Source organism: Nocardiopsis sp. LDBS0036, from assembly GCF_041228755.1.
GTDB classification, from domain to species: Bacteria; Actinomycetota; Actinomycetes; order Streptosporangiales; family Streptosporangiaceae; genus Nocardiopsis; species Nocardiopsis dassonvillei.
Genome location: NZ_CP141103.1, coordinates 5,976,921 through 5,998,867, shown reverse-complemented (window position 1 = coordinate 5,998,867; position 21,947 = coordinate 5,976,921). Strand labels below are relative to the sequence as shown.

General features: G+C 72.6%; 15 protein-coding genes. 1 reads left to right on the top strand and 14 read right to left on the bottom strand.

The window, feature by feature from the left end:
* Positions 1 to 11: 11 nt before the first annotated feature.
* From UIS43_RS25505 to ppdK, 8 genes are all read right to left on the bottom strand, one after another.
* Positions 12 to 1,331: an extracellular solute-binding protein gene (locus UIS43_RS25505; RefSeq protein ID WP_013151804.1), complete on the bottom strand. Its 1,320-nt coding sequence runs from the start codon at positions 1,329 to 1,331 to the stop codon at positions 12 to 14.
* A 90-nt stretch (positions 1,332 to 1,421) separates the two neighbouring features.
* Entirely contained in the window at positions 1,422 to 2,858 is a 1,437-nt protein-coding gene (locus UIS43_RS25500) for an L-fucose/L-arabinose isomerase family protein (protein WP_013151803.1), read from the bottom strand.
* A gap of 67 nt (positions 2,859 to 2,925) precedes the next feature.
* The gene (locus UIS43_RS25495) at positions 2,926 to 3,618 is read right to left on the bottom strand and encodes an L-ribulose-5-phosphate 4-epimerase (protein WP_013151802.1); all 693 of its coding nucleotides are present in this window, start codon (positions 3,616 to 3,618) and stop codon (positions 2,926 to 2,928) included.
* Positions 3,615 to 5,288, bottom strand: a complete 1,674-nt coding sequence (araB, locus tag UIS43_RS25490; RefSeq protein ID WP_358168870.1) for a ribulokinase — start codon at positions 5,286 to 5,288, stop codon at positions 3,615 to 3,617. Before araB ends, UIS43_RS25495 begins: the two co-directional genes overlap by 4 nt.
* A gap of 89 nt (positions 5,289 to 5,377) precedes the next feature.
* Positions 5,378 to 6,388, bottom strand: coding sequence for a LacI family DNA-binding transcriptional regulator (locus UIS43_RS25485; RefSeq protein ID WP_041552309.1), 1,011 nt, complete (start codon positions 6,386 to 6,388; stop codon positions 5,378 to 5,380).
* A gap of 173 nt (positions 6,389 to 6,561) precedes the next feature.
* Positions 6,562 to 7,812 (bottom strand): deoxyguanosinetriphosphate triphosphohydrolase, encoded by a 1,251-nt coding sequence (locus UIS43_RS25480; RefSeq protein WP_013151799.1) that lies wholly within the window; start codon positions 7,810 to 7,812, stop codon positions 6,562 to 6,564.
* A gap of 51 nt (positions 7,813 to 7,863) precedes the next feature.
* Positions 7,864 to 8,976 (bottom strand): YdcF family protein, encoded by a 1,113-nt coding sequence (locus UIS43_RS25475; protein ID WP_370011941.1) that lies wholly within the window; start codon positions 8,974 to 8,976, stop codon positions 7,864 to 7,866.
* Positions 8,977 to 9,347: 371 nt separating this feature from the next.
* Positions 9,348 to 12,044 (bottom strand): pyruvate, phosphate dikinase, encoded by a 2,697-nt coding sequence (gene ppdK / locus UIS43_RS25470; RefSeq protein WP_071621581.1) that lies wholly within the window; start codon positions 12,042 to 12,044, stop codon positions 9,348 to 9,350.
* Positions 12,045 to 12,464: 420 nt separating this feature from the next.
* Between ppdK and UIS43_RS25465 the strand changes: the two genes are divergently transcribed.
* Positions 12,465 to 13,271, top strand: coding sequence for a hemolysin III family protein (locus tag UIS43_RS25465; protein WP_013151796.1), 807 nt, complete (start codon positions 12,465 to 12,467; stop codon positions 13,269 to 13,271).
* A 161-nt stretch (positions 13,272 to 13,432) separates the two neighbouring features.
* Here the strand turns inward: UIS43_RS25465 and UIS43_RS25460 are convergent, their stop codons facing one another.
* From UIS43_RS25460 to UIS43_RS25435, 6 genes are all read right to left on the bottom strand, one after another.
* Entirely contained in the window at positions 13,433 to 14,815 is a 1,383-nt protein-coding gene (locus UIS43_RS25460; RefSeq protein ID WP_370011940.1) for a permease prefix domain 1-containing protein, read from the bottom strand.
* Positions 14,815 to 15,189: a PadR family transcriptional regulator gene (locus tag UIS43_RS25455; protein WP_013151794.1), complete on the bottom strand. Its 375-nt coding sequence runs from the start codon at positions 15,187 to 15,189 to the stop codon at positions 14,815 to 14,817. The genes UIS43_RS25460 and UIS43_RS25455 overlap by 1 nt, the downstream gene beginning before the upstream one ends.
* Before the next feature lie 273 nt (positions 15,190 to 15,462).
* Positions 15,463 to 16,023: a pyridoxamine 5'-phosphate oxidase family protein gene (locus UIS43_RS25450; RefSeq protein ID WP_071621580.1), complete on the bottom strand. Its 561-nt coding sequence runs from the start codon at positions 16,021 to 16,023 to the stop codon at positions 15,463 to 15,465.
* 126 nt (positions 16,024 to 16,149) lie between these two features.
* On the bottom strand, positions 16,150 to 17,538 hold the full coding sequence (locus tag UIS43_RS25445; protein ID WP_013151792.1) for a glycine--tRNA ligase: 1,389 nt from the start codon (positions 17,536 to 17,538) through the stop codon (positions 16,150 to 16,152).
* Positions 17,539 to 17,782: 244 nt separating this feature from the next.
* On the bottom strand, positions 17,783 to 18,079 hold the full coding sequence (locus tag UIS43_RS25440; protein WP_026337919.1) for an antibiotic biosynthesis monooxygenase: 297 nt from the start codon (positions 18,077 to 18,079) through the stop codon (positions 17,783 to 17,785).
* A gap of 112 nt (positions 18,080 to 18,191) precedes the next feature.
* Positions 18,192 to 21,881 carry a CDP-glycerol glycerophosphotransferase family protein gene (locus UIS43_RS25435; RefSeq protein WP_013151790.1) on the bottom strand — a complete coding sequence of 1,230 codons (3,690 nt, stop codon included), beginning with the start codon at positions 21,879 to 21,881 and terminating at the stop codon, positions 18,192 to 18,194.
* Positions 21,882 to 21,947 lie beyond the last annotated feature (66 nt).

Genomic DNA, 21,947 nt, shown 5'->3' with positions numbered 1-21,947 from the left:
GGCGGACTCCCTCACACCGGTGACGGCACGGTCAGCAGGTCGCGGATGGCTCCCTTGAGCTGTTCCAGCGCCTGTTCGGGTGTCTGGGTCCCCTGGTGGAGGGTGGTGAGCGGGCCGTTGGCCTCCTCCTGGAGGCGCCCCGCCGAGCCGCTGAACCAGGCCTCGGGCTCGAACTGCACGTTCTCGGCCGCCTCGCGGTACGCGGACTGGGGGTGCAGCGCCTCGTACTCGGCGCTCTCGACCACGGGCCGGTAGGCGGGGATGTGGCCGCCCCCGGCCCAGGTGAGGCTGTGGCGCAGCATCCATGCGGCGTATCCGACGGCGGCCCGGATCCGCTCGGGGTCGGGGTCGCGCTGGTGCGGGAACACGTAGCAGTGCGAGTCGCCTCGGGTGCGGCGGTTGCCGAAGACGTCGGGGAACTGGGACGCCGAGAAGGCCGTTCCGGCGGCCTCCAGCGTCGGGATCTCCCAGTTGCCGTGGATCATCAGCCCGGCCCTGCCGTTGGAGAGGTTGGCCGCGGTGTCGGCCAGCATCGAGTGGCGGGGCGCCAGCTCCTCCTCGGAGAGCCGGTACATGACCTCCATGGCCGCCAGGGCCTTGTCGTCGTCCATGGTGAAGTCGTCCTCGCCCAGGAGGAGTTCCCCGTCCTGCTGGCGGTAGAGCGCCCAGAAGTTGGGCCAGGGCTGCCAGGTGTCGACGGACAGGCCGTAGGCCCCGGTGACCGCCTTGATCTCGCGGAGCATGGCCATGTAGTCGTCCAGCCCGCTGACCTGGACCAGCCGGTCGTCGGCGTCGAGCAGTCCGGCCTCGCGGCACACGTCGAGGTTGTGGTACTGGATCAGGACGTGCGTGTCGATGGGGACCGCGTACAGCTGCCCGTCGAAGAAGCACTTCTCCCAGACGTTGGGCGGGATCACGGTGTCGTCGATCCCGGCCTCGGCCAGCAGCGCCGGGTCGACCGGGTCCAGCAGCCTCCCGGGGGCCAGGCTCTCCAGGCGGGAGACGTGCACGGTGGCGATGTCGGCGCCGCGCCCTCCCGCCGCGCCCATCGCGACCTTGGTGTAGAAGGGGGAGCCCCAGGTGAAGGTGGTCGCCCGGAAGTCGACCTCCGGGTGCTCGGCCCGGTAGGCGTCGTGCATCTCGATCATCCGCAGGCCGTCGCCGCCCGAGAAGAGGTTCCACTGCCGCAGGCGGGTGTCCCCGGTCAGCAGTGCGTCGGGGGGCGCGCAGCCCGCGGCGGCCAGTCCGGCCGCGGCCAGGGCGCCGGTGAGCAGGGCCCGGCGACCGGGCCCGACGTGTGGTGGGGGGTGGTGGGGGGTGGTGTCGCGCACGGTGTTCTCCTTGCGCCTGGGGGCCGGGAGGGACCGCCCGGGGCCCTCCGTCTGGGGGGTGTGGACGCGCCGGGGCGCTCGGCGTCCGGGTCAGACCCGGACGTACTCGATTCCGGACAGCTCGCACAGGACCCGCCAGTCCTGCGCACGCGCCCCGGTGTTCATGACCATGTGGTGGGTGCCGCCCGCGCGGAGCCAGGCGTCCATGCAGGCCCGCACACCCGTCTCGGGGCGGAACTGGCCGTAGGGCATCTCCAGGGAGGGCAGTTCGGGGGCGTCGATGACCTCGCCCTCGGCCACGACCAGGCGGAACTCCTCTCCGCCGAGGGCGACCAGGGAGGCCAGGGTGGCCGGGCCCGGCCGGTAGCGGAACACGATGGTGGGCGGGTCGCCCAGGCCGCCGATGCCCAGCGGGCGCTTGACCAGCCGGATGGGCTCGTCCTCGCGGGCCACCCTCCAGTTCCCCTCGCCCATGTGGCTCATGAGGATGGAGTCGCTGGGGAAGTCCATCGCGTACATCTCGGTGAAGTGGCCGTCCCCGGCGAGCTGGTGCCCGGCGTAGACGATCGAGGCGGCCAGGACGTCGCCCTCACCGGCGAACCCGTACCCCTGGGCCATCAGGGTGGAGGCGGCGGCCATCGGCAGCCGGGCGAAGCGGCCGTCCTCCCCGATCGCGTCGAAGTGGGTGGAGTAGGCGCCGCACCCGGACTCCTCCAGCAGCCGTTCGATGCCCAGCTGCATGCGGGCGTGGTCCTCGCGCTCCTCCTCGGACAGGCGGCCGTCCACCTCCAGGGCCCCGTCCTCCCAGGCCATGAGGTCGCGCACGGCCTGTTCGGGCAGGTCGGCCATGGTCCGGTGCAGGGCTCCGGGCGCGATGACGTGGACCTCGGGGCCGAGCCTGCGCAGCAGCGCGGTCTCGTCCACCCTGGCGTCGCCCATGCCGTTCATGGGGTAGCCGAACACGCCGACCCGCAGCCCGCGCAGGGCGGTGACGGCGCGGGCCGCCCGCGCCCAGCGGTCCACGCGCGCGGCGAACTCCGGGCTCTGCCACTCGCCGGTGAGGACCTCGAAGGGCAGCCCCGCCCGCACCATGGCGTTGGCGGTGTCCTGGGCCCCGTGGATGCCCTGGTTGTAGGTCATGTCGTCCATGTCCCAGGACGGGCTGACCGCAGGGTCGGGCTGGATGTTGGCCAGCGCCAGGGGCAGGTGGGTACGGGCCAGCGCGCGGGTGACGCGCAGGGAGGGGCCGTAGGTGAGCATGACGACCAGGACCCCGTCGAGTCCGGCGGCCTCGAAGCCGCGGATCGCCTCCTCGGCGTCGGCGCGCCCGCGCACCGGCGGGGCCACGGTCCACTCGGCGACGCCGGAGAGGCGTTCGGCCACCCGGGCCGCGTACGCCGCCTGGTGCTCGGTGATGCCGGGGATCATGTCGTCGTAGAGCGGCTGCATGATGCCGAGCAGGCCGACGCGGGGGGCGCGGGCGCGCACGGGAGGGTGCTCGGTGGCGGGGGGCGTGGGTACGGTCACGGTGCTTCCTTAGGGCGTGTTCGGTGGTGCCGGGGGCCGTCGCGCGGCGGGTGCCGCTGGAGGCGCCCTACTGGCCGTAGACGTTCTGGTAGCGGTCGTGGAGGGCGTCGATGTGCTCCTGGGGAAGGCGCTGGAGGGGGCCGCCCTGGCGGGCGATGTGGACGGTCCGGGCGACGTCCTCGCACATCACGGCGGCCTTGACCGCCGCCCTGGCGCCCGCTCCGACGGTGAACACGCCGTGGCCGCGCATGAGGACGGCGGGCGAGCGGTGGCCCTCCAGGGTGGCGACCACGCCCCTGCCGATGTCGTCGCCGCCGATGAGGGCGAACGGGCCGACGGGGATGTCGCCGCCGAACTCGTCGGCCATCGCGGTGATCGCGCAGGGGATGGCCTCGCCGCGCGCGGCCCAGGCGGTGGCGTAGGGGCTGTGCGTGTGCGCGACGCCGCCGACGTCGGGGCGGGCGCGGTAGACGTAGGCGTGGGCGGCGGTGTCGCTGGAGGGCTTGTGCGCGCCCTCCACCGGGCGGCCGTCCAGGTCGCAGACGACCATGTCGGCCGGGGAGAGGTCGTCGTAGGAGACGCCGCTGGGCTTGATCACCATCAGGTCGGCGCCGGTGACCCGGGCGGAGACGTTGCCGCTGGTCCAGGTGACGAGGTTCCACCGGGGCAGTTCGGCGTGCAGGGCGCACACCAGGGCCCGCAGGCGCTCCACCTCCTCCCGGTGCTCCTCGGGCACGGCCGTGGGGGTGGGGGCGGTCATCGTTCTCCTTCCCCGCCGCTCGCGGCGGCGGCCAGGGCGGCGTTGCGCAGGGCCCGCAGGCGGTGCAGACTGCGGCTGCCGCCCCGGCCGAAGTGGTCGTGGAGTTCGGTGTAGAGGGCGAAGAGCCCGTCGTAGGCGGCGGCCCGGACCGGGTCGGGGTCGACCGTCCCCTCGCGCACCCCGCCCATGGCGGCGGAGGCGGCGTGGATGTCGGGGTGGGCCCCGGCGGCGACCGCGGCGTGGATGGCGGCCCCCACGGCGCAGCTGTGCTCGGAGGCCACGACGCGCAGCGGCCGGCCCAGGACGTCGGCGTAGACCTGGAGGACGAAGGGGTTGCGGACCATGCCGCCGCCGATGGTGAGGTCGTACACGGGGACCCCGGCGTCGGCGAAGGCCTCGACGATGGTGCGGGTACCGAAGGCGGTGGCCTCGACCAGGGCCCGGTAGACCTCCTCGGGCCGGGTGGCCAGGGTCAGTCCGACGAGCACGCCGGACAGGTCGTGGTCGACCAGGACCGAGCGGTTGCCGCTGTGCCAGTCCAGGGCGAGGAGCCCGTGCTCCCCCACCGCGGCGTCGGCGGCCCGTTCCGAGAGCAGGTCGTGGACGGACAGGCCGCGTTCGCGGGCCTCCTCGTGGTAGGCGGGGGGCACGTAGGAGTCGGCGAACCAGGCGAAGACGTCGCCGACGCCGCTCTGGCCCGCCTCGTAGCCCCACGCTCCGGGGGTGATGCCGCCGTGGGCCAGGCCGCACATGCCCGGGACCTCGGCGAGGACGTCGGAGTTCATGACGTGGCAGGTGCTGGTGCCCATGATGGCGAGCATCCGGCCGTTGCCGGTGGTCTGGGCGGTGGCGGCGGTGACGTGCGCGTCGATGTTGCCGACCGCGACGGGGACGCCCTCGGGCAGCCCGGTCCAGGCCGCGGCGCGGGCGGTGAGGCCGCCCGCGCGCTCACCGAGCTGGGACAGGGGGTGGGCGAGCTTGTCGCGGACGAAACCGGAGAAGCCCGGATCCAGGGCGGCCAGGAAGTCCGCCGAGGGCCACTCCCCGTCCTGGTGGATGCCCTTGTAGCCGGCGGTGGCGACGTTGCGGGTCTCGTGCCCGCACAGCTGCCACACGATCCAGTCGGCGGCCTCGATCCAGCGGTCGGCGCGCCCGTACACGCCGGGGTCGTCGCGCAGGACCTGGAGGGCCTTGGCGAACTCCCACTCGGAGGAGATCTTCCCGCCGTAGCGGGCCAGCCACTTCTCACCGCGTTCGGCGGCCAGGGCGTTGATCTCGTCGGCCTCGGGCTGGGCGGCGTGGTGGCGCCACAGCTTGGGCCAGGCGTGCGGGCGCCGGGCCAGGTCGGGCAGCTCGCACAGGGGCGTGCCGTCCGCGGTCACCGGCAGGACCGTACAGGCGGTGAAGTCGGTGCCGATGCCGACGACCCGTTCCGGCGCGACCCCGGCGGCGCGCAGCGCCTCGGGGACGGCGGTGCGCAGGACCTCGCGGTAGTCCTCGGGGTGCTGGAGCGCGGTCTCGGGTTCGAGGGGATCGGCCGATCCGGGTAGGTGCGCGGTGATGACGCCGTGCCGGTAGACGGAGTCGGCGGAGCCGAGTTCGGCGCCGTCGCTGACCCGGACGACGACGGCGCGGCCGGAGAGGGTGCCGAAGTCGACGCCGACGACCACCGGATCGGGGGAACGTGAATTGTTAGCGCTAACATTCTGGACCAAGGGAAGCTCCTCCGTGAGGGGGCGGACAGGGAGGTCTCAGGGGGTCACGGCGGCGGGGGCCCGCTGCTGCCGCGCACCCGCAACCGCGCCGGGACGACCCGGCGCGCGGCCCCGGCGGGGTCGGCCGAACCCTCCCGGGCGATCTCGGCGAGCAGCAGGGCCAGGCTCTCCCGGCCCACCTGGGCGAAGTCCTGGTGGACGGTGGTCAGGGACGGGGTCAGGTACTCGGCCTCGGGGATGTCGTCGAAGCCGACCACGCTGACGTCGCCGGGGACGTGCAGGTCCGCCTCGTGCAGCGCGCGCAGCACGCCGATGGCCATCTGGTCGTTGCCCACGAAGATCGCCGTGACCCGCTCCCCCGAGGCGCGCCTGCGCACCAGCGCCAGGCCCAGCTCGTAGCCCGACCGGGGGCTCCAGTCCCCCTGGAGCGGTTCGGGGACAGGCGCCCCGGCCTCCTCCAGTGCCCGGCGCCACCCGACCACCCGGGCCGCTGACTCCAGCCACAGGGGGTCGCCCTCCACGTGGTGGACGGTCGTGTGGCCCAGGTCGAGCAGGTGGCGGACGGCGTCGTGGGCGCCCTGGGCCTGGTCGACGCAGACGACGGGAAGGCCCGAGCCCTCTCCGCCCTCGACCGCGACCAGGGGCCCGGGGCCGGGCAGCGCGGCCAGCGCCTCCACCAGGGCGCGCTGGGGGGCGATCGCCACGCAGCCCTCGACCGACTGCTGGATCAGGTAGTCGGCGGCCGCGACCACGCCCTCGGGAGACACGTCGTCGAGGCTGACCATGCTCAGGAAGTAGCCCGCCTCGCGCGCGGCCCGCTCGATCCCCGCCAGGGTCTGCGCCGGGCCGAAGAGCGTGGGGTCGAAGGCGATGACGCCGAGCACGTTGGTGCGGCGGGTGACCAGGGCGCGCGCGGTGGAGTTGCGGTGGTAGCCCAACTCCTCGATGGCGTCGCGTACCCGGAGCACCGTCTCCTCGCGGACGTTGGGGTGGCCGTTGACCACGCGCGACACCGTCTGGTGGGAGACTCCGGCCAGCCGGGCCACGTCCGCCATGACGGGGGTACGGCCACCTGGGGGTTTCACCGGGACGACACCTCCGGACACAGGAAGGGGGGCTTCTGTGATGTGCGCAACATTGTTAGCGCTCACATCAGTGAAGTCAACCCCCCTTCACCCCGGTCGTGGAAACGGGGGAAGGGGCCGGGGACGCGGGCGCGGTCCCGCGCTCAGCCCGTGAGGCTGGCGTGCAGCGCGGTCGCGGAGGTGTCGGTGAGCGAGGCGACCTGGTCGATGACCACGCGCAGGGCGGCGGAGTCGTCGGCGGCCCCGGTGAAGGCGGCGCGGAACTGCGGGTCCAGGCCCTCGGGGGCGTTCTTCCACAGGAGGCCGACCAGCTCGGTGATCAGGCGGCGTTCCTCGGCCTGGTAGACCCGGGCCTCCTCCCGCGAGAGCACGAAGTGGGCGGCGACCGCCTTGAGCAGGGCGCACTCCAGCAGGGGGCGGCGGGGCACGATGAGGTCGCCGCCGTAACGGGTGAGGCGCCCGGGACCGTACGCGGCGCGAGTGGCCTCCTCCGCGGCCCGGCAGAAGCGGCCGATGAGCCCGCTGGTGAGGTTCTTGAGCGCGGCGAGCGAGGCGAGGTCCCCGGTGAACTCGCGCGGCCACGCGGGGTGGGCGATCAGGTCGGTGAAGACCTCGTCGAGTTCGGCCGGGTCGGCGTCGCAGTAGTCGGCGGCGGCGATCCGCACGACCTCGGCGCGCTCGGCGGCGCCGCGCAGGGCCGCGGGGTCCACCAGCCCGGCGTGCAGGGCGTCCTCGACGTCGTGCACGGAGTAGGCGACGTCGTCGGCCCAGTCCATGACCTGGGCCTCGAAGCAGGTGCGGCCCGGGGGCGCGTCCCTGCGCAGCCAGTCGAACACCTCGGTGTCGTCGGGGTAGCAGTTGAACTTGTGGGTGTCGCCGCCCTCGCCCCGGAGCCAGGGGTACTTGACGGTGGCGTCGAGGGTGGCGCGGGTGAGGTTGAGCCCCGCGCTGCGCCCGTCGGGGTCGATGACCTTGCCCTCCAGGCGCACGAGCAGGCGCAGGCTCTGGGCGTTGCCCTCGAACCCGCCGCAGTCGGCGGCGGCCTCGTCCAGGGCGCGCTCGCCGTTGTGGCCGAAGGGCGGGTGGCCCAGGTCGTGGGACAGGCAGGCCGCCTCCACCAGGTCGGGGTCGCAGCCCAGGGCCTGGCCGAGTTCGCGGCCGATCTGGGCGCACTCCAGGGAGTGGGTGAGGCGGGTGCGCGGGAAGTCGCTCACACCGGGCTGGACGACCTGGGTCTTGGCGGCCAGGCGGCGCAGGGCGGCGCTGTGCAGGACCCGGGCCCGGTCCCGCTCGAAGGGGTCGCGGGCCCGGTTCTTGCGGTTCTCCAGGGCCATGCGCTCGGTGTCCTGGTCGGTGTAGCCGAGCGCTCCGCCCTCGCGGGGATTGTTCGTCATCGTGTGTGCGAGCCTACTTCCCAGCTACGACCCGGGCGCCGTCCGCGCTGGTCAGGCGGCATCGACCTGGATGTCGCTGCTGTCGTTGAAGATCCAGTAGTACCAGAGCGCCGCGGTCTCCCTGGTGATGTACCACAGCTGGGTGCGGCGCTCGATGACCGCGGGCCCCGACCGCGAGGGCGAGGTGCCCGCCTCGATGCCGTGGGCGGCGGCCATGCGTTCGGAGCGCAGGCTGTGCCAGGGGTCGGAGACGAGGATGGCGGTGTCCCAGGAGTTGGCCTCGAAGACCCCGGCGACGGCTTCGATGCTCTGGAGGGTGTCACTCCCCTCCTCCACCGCGATGACCTGGTCGCCGGGGACGCCCACCTCGATCAGCCAGTTGCGTCCGGAGGCGGCCTCGGTGAAGTTGTCGCCGGGCAGCTTGCCGCCGACGGTGACGATGACCGGGGCCACGCCCTCCAGGTAGAGGACCTGGGCTTGGCGCAGCCGGGCCTCGAAGACGGGCGAGGGCACGCCGTTGTACTGGCTGGCGCCGAGCACGACGATGGCGTCGGAGGGGGTGCGCTCGTCCTGGCGGGCCACGTACCAGACCCAGGCCCAGGTGCCGACCGGGACGGCCAGGGCAGTGACCAGCAGCAGGCTGACCAGCCAGCGCAGGCGGAAGCGGCGCCGACCGCGGCGGCGCGGCCGGGAGAAGGACGGCGGCTCGGGGCGGCGGCGGGGCGCCGTCTCCGGGGCGCGCGGGAACTCCTCCTCCGGGGACCCCGCCTCGGGGGGTGCGGGCGCCGGAGGCGGGGAGACGCGGGCGCGGGGCCGCGGACGCTCGCGGACGAAGCGGCGGGTGAAGACGGCGTCGTCGGCCGCCGCGAGGTCGGCGGGCACGCCCTGCGGGGCGGTCGCCCCGGGCGTCAGGACCTCGTCGCGCCGGAACTCCCGCGTGGTCTCGTCGTCGGAGAACGCGCGGGTGGCGTCGTCGTCGGCGGAGAAGCCGGGGGTGGCGTCATCCACGGAGAACGCGCGGGTGCTCTCGGCGCCCTCGGCACCGGAGGACGCGGTGAGGTAGGCCCCCCGGGAGAAGACCTGGGTGGCCTCGTCGTCGGACGAGGGAGCGGTGGTCGGGTCGTCCCACGGCTCGTCACCGCGGCCGTCGTTCGCCGTTCGCACCGGCTCACCTCCGCACATTCTCTGGTCGGGGGGATGTGTCACCCCCACTGGGACGGCCTCCGCCCACCGCCGGTTCTCAGCGATTCGGTCCGTGGGAGGACCGTGGCGGAGGGTGGTGTCAGCGCACCCCGTACCCGGTTCCGCGGGCACGGGGAGGCGGGCGGGGAAGTGGTGGCCCGGCTGGCGGCCAGAATACATCACGAACAGATCACAGCGCATTTTCCACGCGTGCGGCCGACCGGGACGAGTCTAGGGCGTCGGGGAGGTGCCGTTTCCCCTCTGGGCAGGGACTTCCACGGCCTTGGGGGTCGGAGAAGGGCGGGTGCGGCGGTCCGTGGGGACCACCGCACCCGCGTGCGTCCTCGGCCCGGTCAGGGCGCGGTGTGTCCGGCGGCCCGGCCCGCCTCCAGGCGGGCGACGGGTACCCGGAACGGGGAACACGAGATGTAGTCCAGGCCCACGCGGTGGAAGAAGTGCACCGAGGCGGGGTCGCCGCCGTGTTCACCGCACACCCCGAGCTTGATGCCCGGGCGCGCGGCGCGCCCCTCCTCCGCCGCGATGCGCACGAGGCGGCCCACGCCGTCCACGTCCAGGGACTCGAAGGGCGAGACCCCGAACACGCCCTTCTCCAGGTAGGCGGAGAAGAAGGAGGCCTCCACGTCGTCGCGCGAGAAGCCCCAGACCGTCTGGGTGAGGTCGTTGGTGCCGAAGGAGAAGAACTCGGCGTTCTCGGCGATCTGCCCGGCGGTCAGCGCGGCGCGGGGCAGCTCGATCATCGTACCGACGGGAAAGTCGAGTTCGACGCCGTTCTCCCGGCCCACCTCGCGCAGCACGCGCAGCGCGTCCTCGCGGATGATCTCCAGTTCCTGCACGGTGCCCACCAGCGGGATCATGATCTCGGGGCGGGGGCGTCCGCCCGCGGCGATCCGGTCGACGGCGGCCTGGGCGATGGCGCGCACCTGCATGGTGAACAGCCCCGGCACGACCAGGCCCAGGCGCACGCCGCGCAGGCCCAGCATCGGGTTCTGCTCGTGCAGCTTGTGCACCGCCTGGAGCACCCGCAGGTCGTTCTCGTGGCTCTCCCCTCGCGCCTCGGCCACGGCCACGCGCACCGACAGCTCGGTGATGTCGGGCAGGAACTCGTGCAGCGGCGGGTCCAGCAGGCGCACGGTCACCGGCAGGCCGTCCATCGCCGCCAGGATGCCGCCGAAGTCCTCGCGCTGGAGCGGCAGCAGCGCGTCGAGGGCCTGCTCCTGCTCCTCCGCGGTGTCGGCGAGGATGAGCCGCTCCACGAGTTGGCGGCGGTCGCCCAGGAACATGTGCTCGGTCCGGCACAGGCCGATCCCCTGCGCGCCCATGCGGCGGGCCCGGGCGGCGTCCTCGGCGGTGTCGGCGTTGGCGCGCACGCGCATGCGGCGGGCGGCGTCCACGTAGTGCATGAGGCGGTCCACCGAGCGCACGAGGTCGTCGGCCTCGTCGGAGGCGGGGTCGATCTCGCCCTCGAAGTAGCGCACGACGGGCGAGTCCACCACGGGGACCTCGCCGAGGAGGACCTCCCCGCTGGTGCCGTCGATGGAGATGACGTCGCCCTCCTCGACCACCTCGCCGCCGGGCGCGGTCATGCGCCGGTTCTTGGTGTCGATGTCGAGCTCCTCCGCGCCGCACACGCAGGTCTTGCCCATACCGCGGGCGACCACGGCGGCGTGCGAGGTCTTGCCGCCGCGGCTGGTGAGGATGCCCTCGGCGGCGATCATGCCCTCCAGGTCGTCGGGGTTGGTCTCGCGGCGGCACAGGATGACCCTCTCTCCGCTGCGCGACCACTTGACGGCGGTGTAGGAGTCGAAGACGGCCTTGCCGACGGCGGCGCCGGGCGAGGCGTTCATGCCGCGGCCGAGGCGGTGGACGTCCGTCCCGGAGAGGGCCTCCTCGTCGAAGCGGGGGAACATCAGCTGGGCGAGCTGGTCGCCGGTGACCCGCTGGACCGCCTCGTCCAGGGTGATCAGACCCTGGTCCACGAGCTGGTCGGCGATACGGAACGCGGCGGCGGCCGTGCGCTTGCCCACCCGGGTCTGGAGCATCCACAGCCTGCCGCGCTCGATGGTGAACTCGATGTCGCACAGGTCGCGGTAGTGGTTCTCCAGAGTGTCCATGATGCCCATCAGCTCCCCGTAGCTGGAGGCGTCGATCCCCTCCAGGTCGGCGAGGGGGACGGTGTTGCGGATCCCGGCCACCACGTCCTCGCCCTGGGCGTTCTGGAGGTAGTCGCCGTAGACGCCGGGCTGGCCGGTGGCGGGGTCGCGGGTGAAGGCGACGCCGGTGCCCGAGTCCATGCCGAGGTTGCCGAAGACCATGGAGCAGACGTTGACGGCCGTACCGAGGTCGGCGGGAATGCGCTCCTGGCGGCGGTAGAGGACGGCGCGGGGGGCGTTCCAGGAGTCGAAGACCGCCCGGACCGCGAGCAGCATCTGCTCGCGGGGGTCGCTCGGGAAGGGGCCGCCGGTGCGCTCGCGCACGACCTCCTTGAAGCGGTCCACGAGCCGGCGCAGGTCGGCGGCGTCCAGGTCCAGGTCGCTGGTGACGCCCTTGGCTGCCTTGACCTCCTCGATGGCGTCCTCGAAGAGCTCGCCGTCGATGCCCTGCACGGTCTTGCCGAACATCTGGATCAGACGCCGGTAGGAGTCCCAGGCGAAGCGCTCGTCACCGCCCCGGGCGGCCAGGCCCATGACGGACTCGTCGTTGAGGCCGATGTTGAGGACGGTCTCCATCATGCCGGGCATGGAGAACCTGGCGCCCGAGCGCACGCTCACCAGGAGCGGGTCGTCGGCCTGGCCCAGGCGGCGCCCCATGGCCTTCTCCAGCTCCTGGAGGTTGGCCTCGATCTCGGCGTCGAGTCCGGCGGGCATGCTGCCGTGGGAGAGGTAGTGGCGGCACGCCTCGGTGGTGATGGTGAACCCGGGGGGAACGGGCAGGCCGAGGTTGGTCATCTCAGCGAGGTTGGCCCCCTTACCGCCGAGGAGATCCTTCAGGTCCTTGTTGCCCTCGGTGAACGTGTAGACGTACTTGGCCACGGGGGTGCTCCCTCGCTTCTCGACGGCGCAGTGCTGGGTCGGCGCCTGTGCCCGGATGGGCGCGACTCTATCCACACTCCGCATCATCACTCGCCCATGAACTCCCTTTTTTCGTCATATCCCCAGTTCACAGCTATTAAAGAGGTCTATACCAATGGTTCAGCGAAAGGGGAGCCTCCGGACACCCCGATCCGGCGCGCGGGGCCACCGGCGAAGACGAACCCCCTGTTCACGGAGGCGCCGAGGCACCCGGAAGCTCCGGCTCCCCGGCGAACTCCGCCACGGGAGCGCACACGACCAATCCTGTGCCACATCCGCCACGGGAGAATGCCTGTGCCGCGAAACACAGGTCTACCCACCAGTAACCTACGGAGCCGTAGGTTAGGCTTCGGGTGGGCCCGCAGCGGGGCGGACCGCGGGATGGAGGAGTGCAGCGTGTCGGAGGAACAGGCGCGGGGTACCGGGCGTACGGAGGCCGACCGGAAGGACCACGGGGCCCCGCGCGACGGCGGGCGGAAACCGGGATCCGGCACCCCCTCGGACGCGTCCGTGCCCGAGAGGGCCGCGGCGGCGGCCGAGGAGCTGCTGGAGGCGGTCAAACCGCGGCTGCGCGGCTGGCTGCACCTGGGGACGGCCCCGCTCGCCCTGGCGGCGGGCATCGTCCTGGTGTCCCTCTCCCCCACCACGCCCGCCATGATCGCCAGCGCCGTGTACGCGCTCAGCGCGGTGATGCTCTTCGCCACCTCGGCGGTCTACCATGTGGGGCGCTGGTCGCCGGGCGCGCAGAAGGTGCTGCGCCGCATGGACCACTCCAACATCTACCTGATCATCGCGGGCACCTACACGCCGTTCGTGCTGCTCGTGCTCGAAGGCACACTGCGCACCGCCATGCTGGCGCTGATCTGGGGCGGGGCGATCGCCGGGGTCGGCTTCAAGATGCTGTGGCTCAACGCACCGCGCTGGCTGTCCACCGCGCTGTACCTGGCCATCGGCTGGGTGGCGGTGCTGTTCATCCCCCAGCTGATCGGCGGCACCCACCCGGCGACGTGGATCCTCATCCTGGTGGGCGGGGTGCTCTACAGCGTGGGCGCGGTGGTCTACGGGCTCAAGTGGCCCGACCCGGCGCCGCGCTGGTTCGGCTTCCACGAGATCTTCCACTCGCTGACCATCGCGGCGTTCGTCTGCCACTATGTCGCGGTGTCGTTCGTGGTCTACACCACGGGCTGAAAAACTGGGCACCGCGACCGGGGGTGCCCTTCGCGGCCCACACCACGGGCTGAAAGACCGGGCACCGCGTCTCCCGGTCCATTGACCGCAGGCCGCGCGCCCCCGTGTGCCGGGTCCCTCGGGGAGGGGCCCGGCACACGGGGGCGTGACCGCCACCCGGATCAGGCGAAACCGAACACCGGCGGGAACACCAGCACGACCAGCCCCGCCCAGACCGCGTAGACCGGCAGGTAGGCCGTCTGCCACCGTTCGATCGCGGCGAACGGGCGGGTGCCCCGTACGAAACCCGCCATCAGCCACGCCGACCACGCCAGGTGCACCAGCAGCACGAGGTTGAGACCGAGCGCGGCGGTCTTGTTGGCGGTGAACCCGAACTCGGCGATACGGGTCAGCATCGCCGTCAGCGCGACGGCGTCCACCGCGAGCGCCGCCCCGACCAGCGCGAGCTGGAGCCAGTCGAACACACCCGGCGGGGACAGCGGGGCGCGGGCGGAGACCGAGTACAGCAGCAGGAACAGGACCAGCACCAGAACGGCGTCCATGATGATGAGCAGTTCGCGGTCCACCGTGGTCAGCGGACCGTTCACCAGGAGCGCCACCAGGTCCGCGAGCAGCATCAGGACCGCCAGCGGCGTGAAGACCCGGGTCAGGACGGGCGCGATGTTCTCCACCACGCTCTTCTTGGCCTCCACCAGCCACGCGGCCACCAGGAGCGCGCCGGGCACGCCGAACGGCAGCAGCCAGTCCTCCATGAACGGTTCCAGGTCCACCTCCACCAGGGAGAGCACCCCGAAGGTGAGGCCGACCAGGACCGCGGACCCCAGCACGATCAGCGCCAGGTACATCACCAGCTCGCCCACGAAGCGCACGAAGTCCATGCGCCGGTCGTGGGACCGCCACTGCCCGCCCGTGTGCAGGACGCCCACGAGCAGCCACAGCAGGACCGGGGCGTGCGTGAACGCGAGCACGGCGGTCATGCCGGGGCCCGGGAACGGCCCGGGGGCCGTCTCGAACGGGTAGAGGTTCACGGCCAGGGCCGGTACCGCCGCGACGGCGGCCAGCGCCGCGCACACGCGCCAGGTGACCCGCCGTTTCCAGGCGAACCACCCCGCCAGGAACGGGAGCACCACGAAGGCGACGTTGCGCAACTGCGCGAACTCGTCGTCGACCGCCGTGAACAGGAGCTTGACCGCGAGCCCCGCGCCGAGCGCGAAGGCGATCACCACGCCGAGTTCGCGCCAGCGCGCGAGGCCGCCCGCCCCGTCCTCGGCCTCGGGGACCAGGACCAGCTGCTTCCAGAGCCGGTGGGAGTGCTCGCGCGCGAACTCCCGCGACACCTCGTCCAGGTTGCCCATGCGCCTGACCGCGACGAGGAAGGCCTCCTCGTCGTCCAGGCCGCTCGCCCCCAGATCGGCGATCTGTTCGCGCAGGTGGTCCTCCATCTCCTCGATGTCGGAGGAGGAGATGGCCCGGCGGCGGCGCACGAAGCCGCGCCACTGGTCGATCTGCTCCTCCAGGACGTCACCGCGTGTGTTCCCGCTCATCAGGCGATCCCCCCCGCCGCGGCGTCCCCGAGGACCGGTGGGCGCGACGCGGCCTGCCACACCTGCTGGAGGGCGTCGGCGACGACGTCCCACTGCTTCTGCCGCTCGGCCAGCGTCTCCAACCCGGCCTCCGTGATGGCGTAGTGCTTGCGGCGGCGCCCCGTCTCGGACGCGCCCCAGGACGCCCGGACGTAGCCGTTGCGTTCGAGGCGGTGCAGCAGGGGGTAGAGCATGCCGTCCGTCCACTGCATCCGGCCGTCGGAGAGCTCCTTGACGCGTTTGACGATGGCGTATCCGTAGGACTCGCCCTCGGCCAGGATGCCCAGGACGAGCGGTGTGGCCGACGCCGCGACCAGGTCCTTGTCGATGTGCACGCGCACTTCCTATACCTAGTTCCGCTAGGGTTATTTACCCTAGCAGAGCTAGGCATAGTAGAGCGAGGTATCGAGTTGGATCTCCGCCGGTGTCACGATTCGCTCACACGACAGGACAAGACACACCAAACGACCGCGTAACGCGCACCCCCTACCGCTAGGTTGAGAACCGGTTCCCGCGGTCGTGTGCGGCCGGGGGGCCGAAGAGGCGGCCGGAATCCAATCCCCCCGGGTCCGGCCGTCTCGCCGTGCCCTCAGCCCCGAGCCCACCCCTCAGGCGGTCGGCGGAAGGCCCGGCAGTCCGTCGACGCTGGCGGAGTTGCGGGTGAGCCGATGGTCGTCGAAGTAGGCGGGATCGCGGCGTTCGTGGTAGCGGTCCAGCAGGTCCCGGTCGCCGCGCAGGTCCATCAGCGGCACGGAGAACCCGCAGGAGTCGGAGATACGCCGGACGTCGACCACGATGACCGCGCGCTGGCCCAGGGTGCGTTCCTTGGGGAAGTGGGCACGCAGCTCATCGAACCCCGGTTCCTCGGGGAGCACGGCCCGGCCGGTGCCGTGGAGGCGGACGATGTTCGGCGGCCCGTCGAAGGCGCAGAACATCAGCACGATCCGGCCGTTCTCTCGCAGGTGGGCGATGGTCTCGACACCGGAACCGGTGTAGTCGAGGTAGGCCACCCGGTGCTCGCCGAGCACAGCGAACGTCCCGCTCATCCCCTTGGGTGAGACGTTGACGTGGCCGTCCCCGGCGAGCGGTGCGGTCCCCACGAAGAAGACCGGTTGGGCGAGGAGGAAGCGCGCGAGCCGGTCACCGATGGAGTCGTGGATCTTTCCCATGGCACCGAGCTTTCCACCCGACCGGTTCCGCGCTCCGGACAGCCCCCGCCGGAGGGTCCGGGCTCCGCGAAAGCACGAGGGCCGCCCGCCCCGGTCGGGGACGGACGGCCCTCGCCGCGCCGATGGCTAGCAGCCGGGCAGGCGCTCGAACAGGTAGGTCTCCACGCGGTCCAGGGACACGCGCTCCTGGGACATGGTGTCGCGCTCGCGCACGGTCACCGCGTCGTCCTCCAGGGTGTCGAAGTCCACCGTCACGCAGAACGGGGTGCCGATCTCGTCCTGGCGGCGGTAGCGGCGGCCGATCGCCCCGGCGTCGTCGAACTCCACGTTCCAGCGCTTGCGCAGCCTGGCGGCCAGGTCGCGGGCCTTGGGCGAGAGGTCGGCGTTGCGCGACAGCGGCAGCACCGCGGCCTTGACCGGGGCCAGGCGCGGGTCCAGGCGCATAACGGCGCGCTTCTCCAGCTTGCCCTTGGCGTTGGGCGCCTCGTCCACGTTGTAGGCGTCCAGCATGAACGTGAGCACCGCCCGGTCGACACCGGCCGCGGGCTCGATGACGTAGGGGATGTAGCGCTCGTTGCTCTCCTGGTCGAAGTAGGACAGGTCCACGCCCGAGGCCTCGGAGTGCGTCCGCAGGTCGTAGTCGGTGCGGTTGGCGATGCCCTCCAGCTCCCCCCACTCGGAGCCCTGGAAGTTGAAGCGGTACTCGATGTCGACGGTGCGCTTGGAGTAGTGGGACAGCTTCTCCTGCGGGTGCTCGTACAGGCGCAGGTTGTCCTTGGCGATGCCCAGGTCGACGTACCACTGGTGGCGGATGTCGATCCAGTGCTGGTGCCACTCCTCGTCGCTGCCGGGCTTGACGAAGAACTCCATCTCCATCTGCTCGAACTCGCGGGTCCGGAAGATGAAGTTGCCCGGGGTGATCTCGTTGCGGAACGACTTGCCGATCTGGCCGATGCCGAAGGGAACCTTGCGGCGGGCGCTCTGCTCGACGTTCTTGTAGTTGATGAAGATGCCCTGGGCGGTCTCCGGGCGCAGGTAGGCCAGGCCCTTCTCGTCCTGGACCGGGCCCAGGTAGGTGCGCAGCAGGCCGTTGAACATGCGCGGCTCGGTGAAGGAGTCCTTGGCGCCGCAGTTGGGGCAGGCGATGGCGGCCAGGCCCTCGGCGGGCTCGTGGCCGTGCTTCTCCTCGTAGGCCTCGACGAGGTGGTCCGCCCGGAAGCGCTTGTGGCAGGACTGGCACTCGGTGAGCGGGTCGACGAAGGCCGTCACGTGGCCGGAGGCCTCCCAGACCTCGCGGGCCAGGATGACGCTGGAGTCCAGGCCGACGATGTCGTCGCGCTCCTGCACCATGGAGCGCCACCACTGGCGCTTGACGTTGTTCTTGAGCTCGACGCCGAGGGGGCCGTAGTCCCAGGCGGCTCGCAGACCCCCGTAGATCTCGCTGGAGGGGTAGACCAGACCTCGGCGCTTGGCGAGGTTGACCAGTGCGTCCATTGCCTCTGACTTGGCGGCCATGGGGAACTCTCCATCCGGCTGGGTGTCGGTGGATCGCGTGCGCGATACATCGGTTGGTGTGGAAATGCGGCGCCGCCGAAACCAGGGAGCGGCAACAGCGACGACCGCGTCCACCCAGGCTAGAGCAACCAGGGGTGCCCGCACGCACGTTTCGAGGGTGCGGCAACCCTCTTCAGGGGTGCGGAAACCATCCCTGGAGGTGCGGGAACCGTACCCAAGCGTGCGGAAGCCGCCCGGACGGGTCTCAGGTCGGGGCCCCACCCCCGGTCACGATCTCGAACGCGGTGGGTTCGTCGATGGCGCGCGAGAGCAGCGGCACGGCGTTGACCTTGACGTCGAAGTCGGACAGGGCCCTGCGGTAGAAGCCGGCGCCGTCCCACTCGGTGACCACGGTCCACAGGCAGGGGTCGTCCGCGGCGCGGCCCACCCGGTGGCCTCGGAAGCCGGGGCGGCGGGAGAGCACCTCGATCGCGGTGGCGGCGTCGGTCTGGAAGGCCGCGGTGTCGGCCTCGGGCACGGAGTAGCGGGTGATGACGATCACGGTCCCATTGTGGCCCACCCGGGAGGCCCCGGACGGTTGTCCACAGGCGCGGATCCCGCTCCGGGCGGCCCTCGTCCCGGGGGCGCGCGGCCCCCGGGACACGGGCCCCGGATCACTCCCGGCCGAAGACCCGGTCCACGACGCGGGCCGCGGCCCGGCCGTCGTCGAGCGGGCAGAACCGCTCCACGAACGAGCGGTAGGCGTCCCCGCTGCGCCGGGCCACCTCGTCGATGTCGAGCAGGGCCTCGACCACCTGGTCGGACTCGGTCAGCAGCGGGCCAGGCGCGGTCTCCTCGAAGTCGAAGTAGAACCCGCGCAGGTTGTCCCGGTAGCTCTCCAGGTCGTAGGTGAAGAAGAGCATCGGCCGCCCGGTGTTGGCGAAGTCGAACATCATCGACGAGTAGTCCGTGACGAGCACGTCGGTGATGAGGAAGAGCTCCATGATCTCCGGGTAGAGGGACACGTCGTGGACGAAGTCCCTGCCCACGATCGGCACGCTGTCCACCACCCGCGGGTGCCTGCGCACCAGGAGCACGTGGTCGTCGCCGAGCTTGTCGTACATCCGGCGCAGGTCCAGGTGCAGGTCCAGCTTGTGCCTGCCGCGCGTGTAGTACTTGTCGTCGCGCCAGGTCGGCGCGTACAGCACCACCTTCCTGCCCTCGGGCAGGCCGAGCCTGCGGCGGGTGCGCTCGGCGACGGCCTCGCGGTCGGGGGCGAAGAAGATGTCGTTGCGCGGGTAGCCGGTCTCCAGCACCTCGCCCTCGAAGCGGAAGGCGCTGCGCAGGATCGGGGTCGCCCACGGGCTCGGCGAGACCAGGTAGTCCCACTGCGCGGTCTCCCAGGCGAGCTTGTCGAAGTAGTCGCGCGACTTGCCGCGGATGTTCTCGACGTCGAAGCCGATGCGCTTGAGCATCGAGCCGTGCCAGGTCTGCACGACCACCTGGTCGGGGTGGCGGTGGAACCACGGGGGCTGGCGGGAGTTGGTGACCAGGTAGCGGGTGCGGGCCAGCGCCTCGTAGTACTCCCGGCCCCGGTGCCGCACGGCGGTCAGGTCGTCGGGCAGGCGCACCTGGCCGTCGGCGACCAGCCACGACATCGGGTACTGCGCCCAGCGCGCCCTCCCCCGCAGCTCCGCGTAGACGCTCTGCGGGCTGTCGGAGTACTGGCGGCCGGTGTAGCTGTCGAAGAGCACGCCCTCGGTGACGGACTCGCGGCGCCGGGCCGGGTAGTGGCGCTCGCGCAGCTCGCGCTGGGCGAAGGTGCCGCGCTCGGCGGGGCGCAGGTCGCTGCCCACCTGGAGCACGGGGACACCGCGCCCCTGGCAGGAGAGGGTGTAGGCGCGCTCGCCGGTCTGCATCTCCAGCGGCAGGCCGGGGATGAGCGCGTCGGAGAACTCCACGCCCACGTCCGTCGCGTCGGCGCCGCCCCCGGCGGCCTCGCTGACCCGGCCCCCCAGCTGGTAGGCGCCCGCGGGCAGGGACAGCTCGCCGGACAGGGTGGGGACGTCGGCGGGGGCGAAGCGGGCCGTGAAGCGGCTGCCGGAGCGCTCCACCCGCAGCGGGTGCTCCTCGTCGCGGCCGCGCGCCCGGGCGACCAGGTCCAGTTCGGCGTCGGCGGAGAACTCCCCCTCCAGCAGCAGGGCGCGGCCCTCCCAGCGGGCGCGGTCGACCACGGGCCGGGCGTGCCCCGCGCGCAGCTTGAGGTGACCGGTCGCGGTGCGCAGCACGGCCAGCTCGCGGTGGCCGTCCTCGGCCGCGTAGGCGGCGGTGGCCGTCTCGTCGGGCAGGATCAGGGCGACGGCCCGCCCGTCCGGGGTCACCAGGTGGACGTCCCACTCCTCCTGGCGGATCACGCCGCCGCACTCGGTGACGCTGCGGTCGAAGAGCTCGTCGGCGCGTACGCGGGCGGTGACGCGGCCGCCGTGGACGGTGGCCGGGTAGGTGAGCGCGGCGGTGCCGGGACGGCGGGTCAGGCGCAGCCCGGTGGCCTCGGCCGCGGGCGCGGACACCAGTTCGCCCTCCAGCTCCAGCACACCGGTGCGGGCGTCGAAGCGGTGCTCGGCCACGCGCGCGCGGGCCGGTTCGACGCTGATCAGCAGCTGGCGGTCCCTGCTCCAGTGCGGGCGCACCCACACGTCCCCCTCGACGCGGTGGTAGCCCGGGCGCTCGGCCGGGCCGGGGACGGGGTTGGCGACGATCCTGCGGCGGGTGATCCCGCGGTTGAGGACGACCAGCTCCAGCTTCCAGTCTCCGGGCTCCCAACCGCCGGAGGAGCGCAGCTTGCGGGGGTCGACGATGACGGTGAAGCCCCCGTGGTCGTGGCGGGCGGCGTCGATGACGTCGGGGAGGCGGTACTCGGCGGCGAGCCGCACCCGCACGGGCACGCGGACACGGCGGCGGGTGGCGGTGTTGACCGCGAAGGCCGCCAGGTGCTGCTGCCATCGTCTGCGGGCGCGCAGGTGGCGGATGCCGACGCGGCCGCTGACGTGCAGGCGCCCGCTCGACCAGCGGACGTCCTCGGTCTTCTGGCGGACCCGGATGTCCTCGCCGAGCCGGTACACCTCGCGCGGCACCGCCCGGTCGGGCTCCTGGGACTCGAAGAAGGGGTAGCTGACGTAGTAGCCCAGGCCGCGCCGCACGACGGTGGCCTTCTTGATCTCGACGCTCTTGGCGAAGGTCGCGACCTCCAGGACGTCGGCCGTGCGCCGCTTGCGTACCAGGTGGTACAGGAGGCGGTCGAGCACGTTGAGGCCGCGCAGGAGGCGCGCGGGCACGTGGTCGAGGTAGGCGTTGACCAAGTCGACGACGGCCTCGCGGGCCTCCTCGTCGGCGTCGTCCAGGCGCAGCAGGAGCTGGTGCAGCTCGCCGCCGAGCAGGGTGCGGTCCCACAGCTCGCGGTCGGCGCTGGCGAGTCCGGCGGCGAGGTCGCCCATCGCGGTGAGGCGCCGGGTGAGCGCGGCCTTGTCCAGGGGCCGGCGGGCGGCCTCGCGTCGGCGCATGAGCAGGACGGGGCCGGGCAGGGTGTCCACGGTCTCCGCGGACAGGGCGGCCCGGCGCAGGCCCAGGTCGGCGTCCTCGGGGTCCAGGGAGTGGTCGGGCAGGGAGTTCCAGAACTCCCTGCGCCAGAGCTTGTTGCCCAGGGTGGCGTCGGCGGCGAGTCCGGGGACGGCGCGGGGGTCCTCGGCCATGCGGTGCCTGCCGCAGTACCTGCGGTGCGCCTTGGACGGGGAGGCGCCCAGCTCGTCGAACCTGTACGCGTTGCCGACGACCAGGTCCGAGCGGGTGTCGCCCGCGCTGCGCAGGAGGTAGGCCAGGGCGTAGCCGGTGAGGGCGTCGGAGCCCTCCAGGAAGAGCAGGTGGGTGCCGTGCGCGGCGGCGGCGCCGCGTGCGCGGGCGGCGGGGCGGTCGGGGGCGGGTTCGCCGGTCAGGAGCGTGGCGGCGAGGCCGGGCGGCGGTGCGGCGGCGAACGCGGCGGCGAGGGCGAGCGCGTCCTCGCGGGCGGGTTCGACGGCCTCGTCCCCCTGCTCGTTCTCCTCCCCTCGGGTGTCGCCCTCGGTGTTCTCGGCGGCGTCCTCGTCGCCCCCGTTGTCGGCGTCGGTGTTCTCGGGGTCGGACTCGGCCGCGGGCTCGGCGCCGTCGGCGCGGAGGCGGTCACCGTCGCGGACGGGGACCAGGACCACCTGCGCGTCCGCCCGGGGCTCGCCGGTCCCGCCGTCGTCGCGTTGGCGGGCCAGGGAGTCGAGGCAGTGCTGCAGGTGGGGCTCGGTGACGTCGAACGTCACGATGACAGTGGCTTCGGGCACGGAAGTTGACACCCTCCGGAGGGTTCGACGGGCCGCGCGGGCGACTGGGCGCGCTGGCCGCGTGCA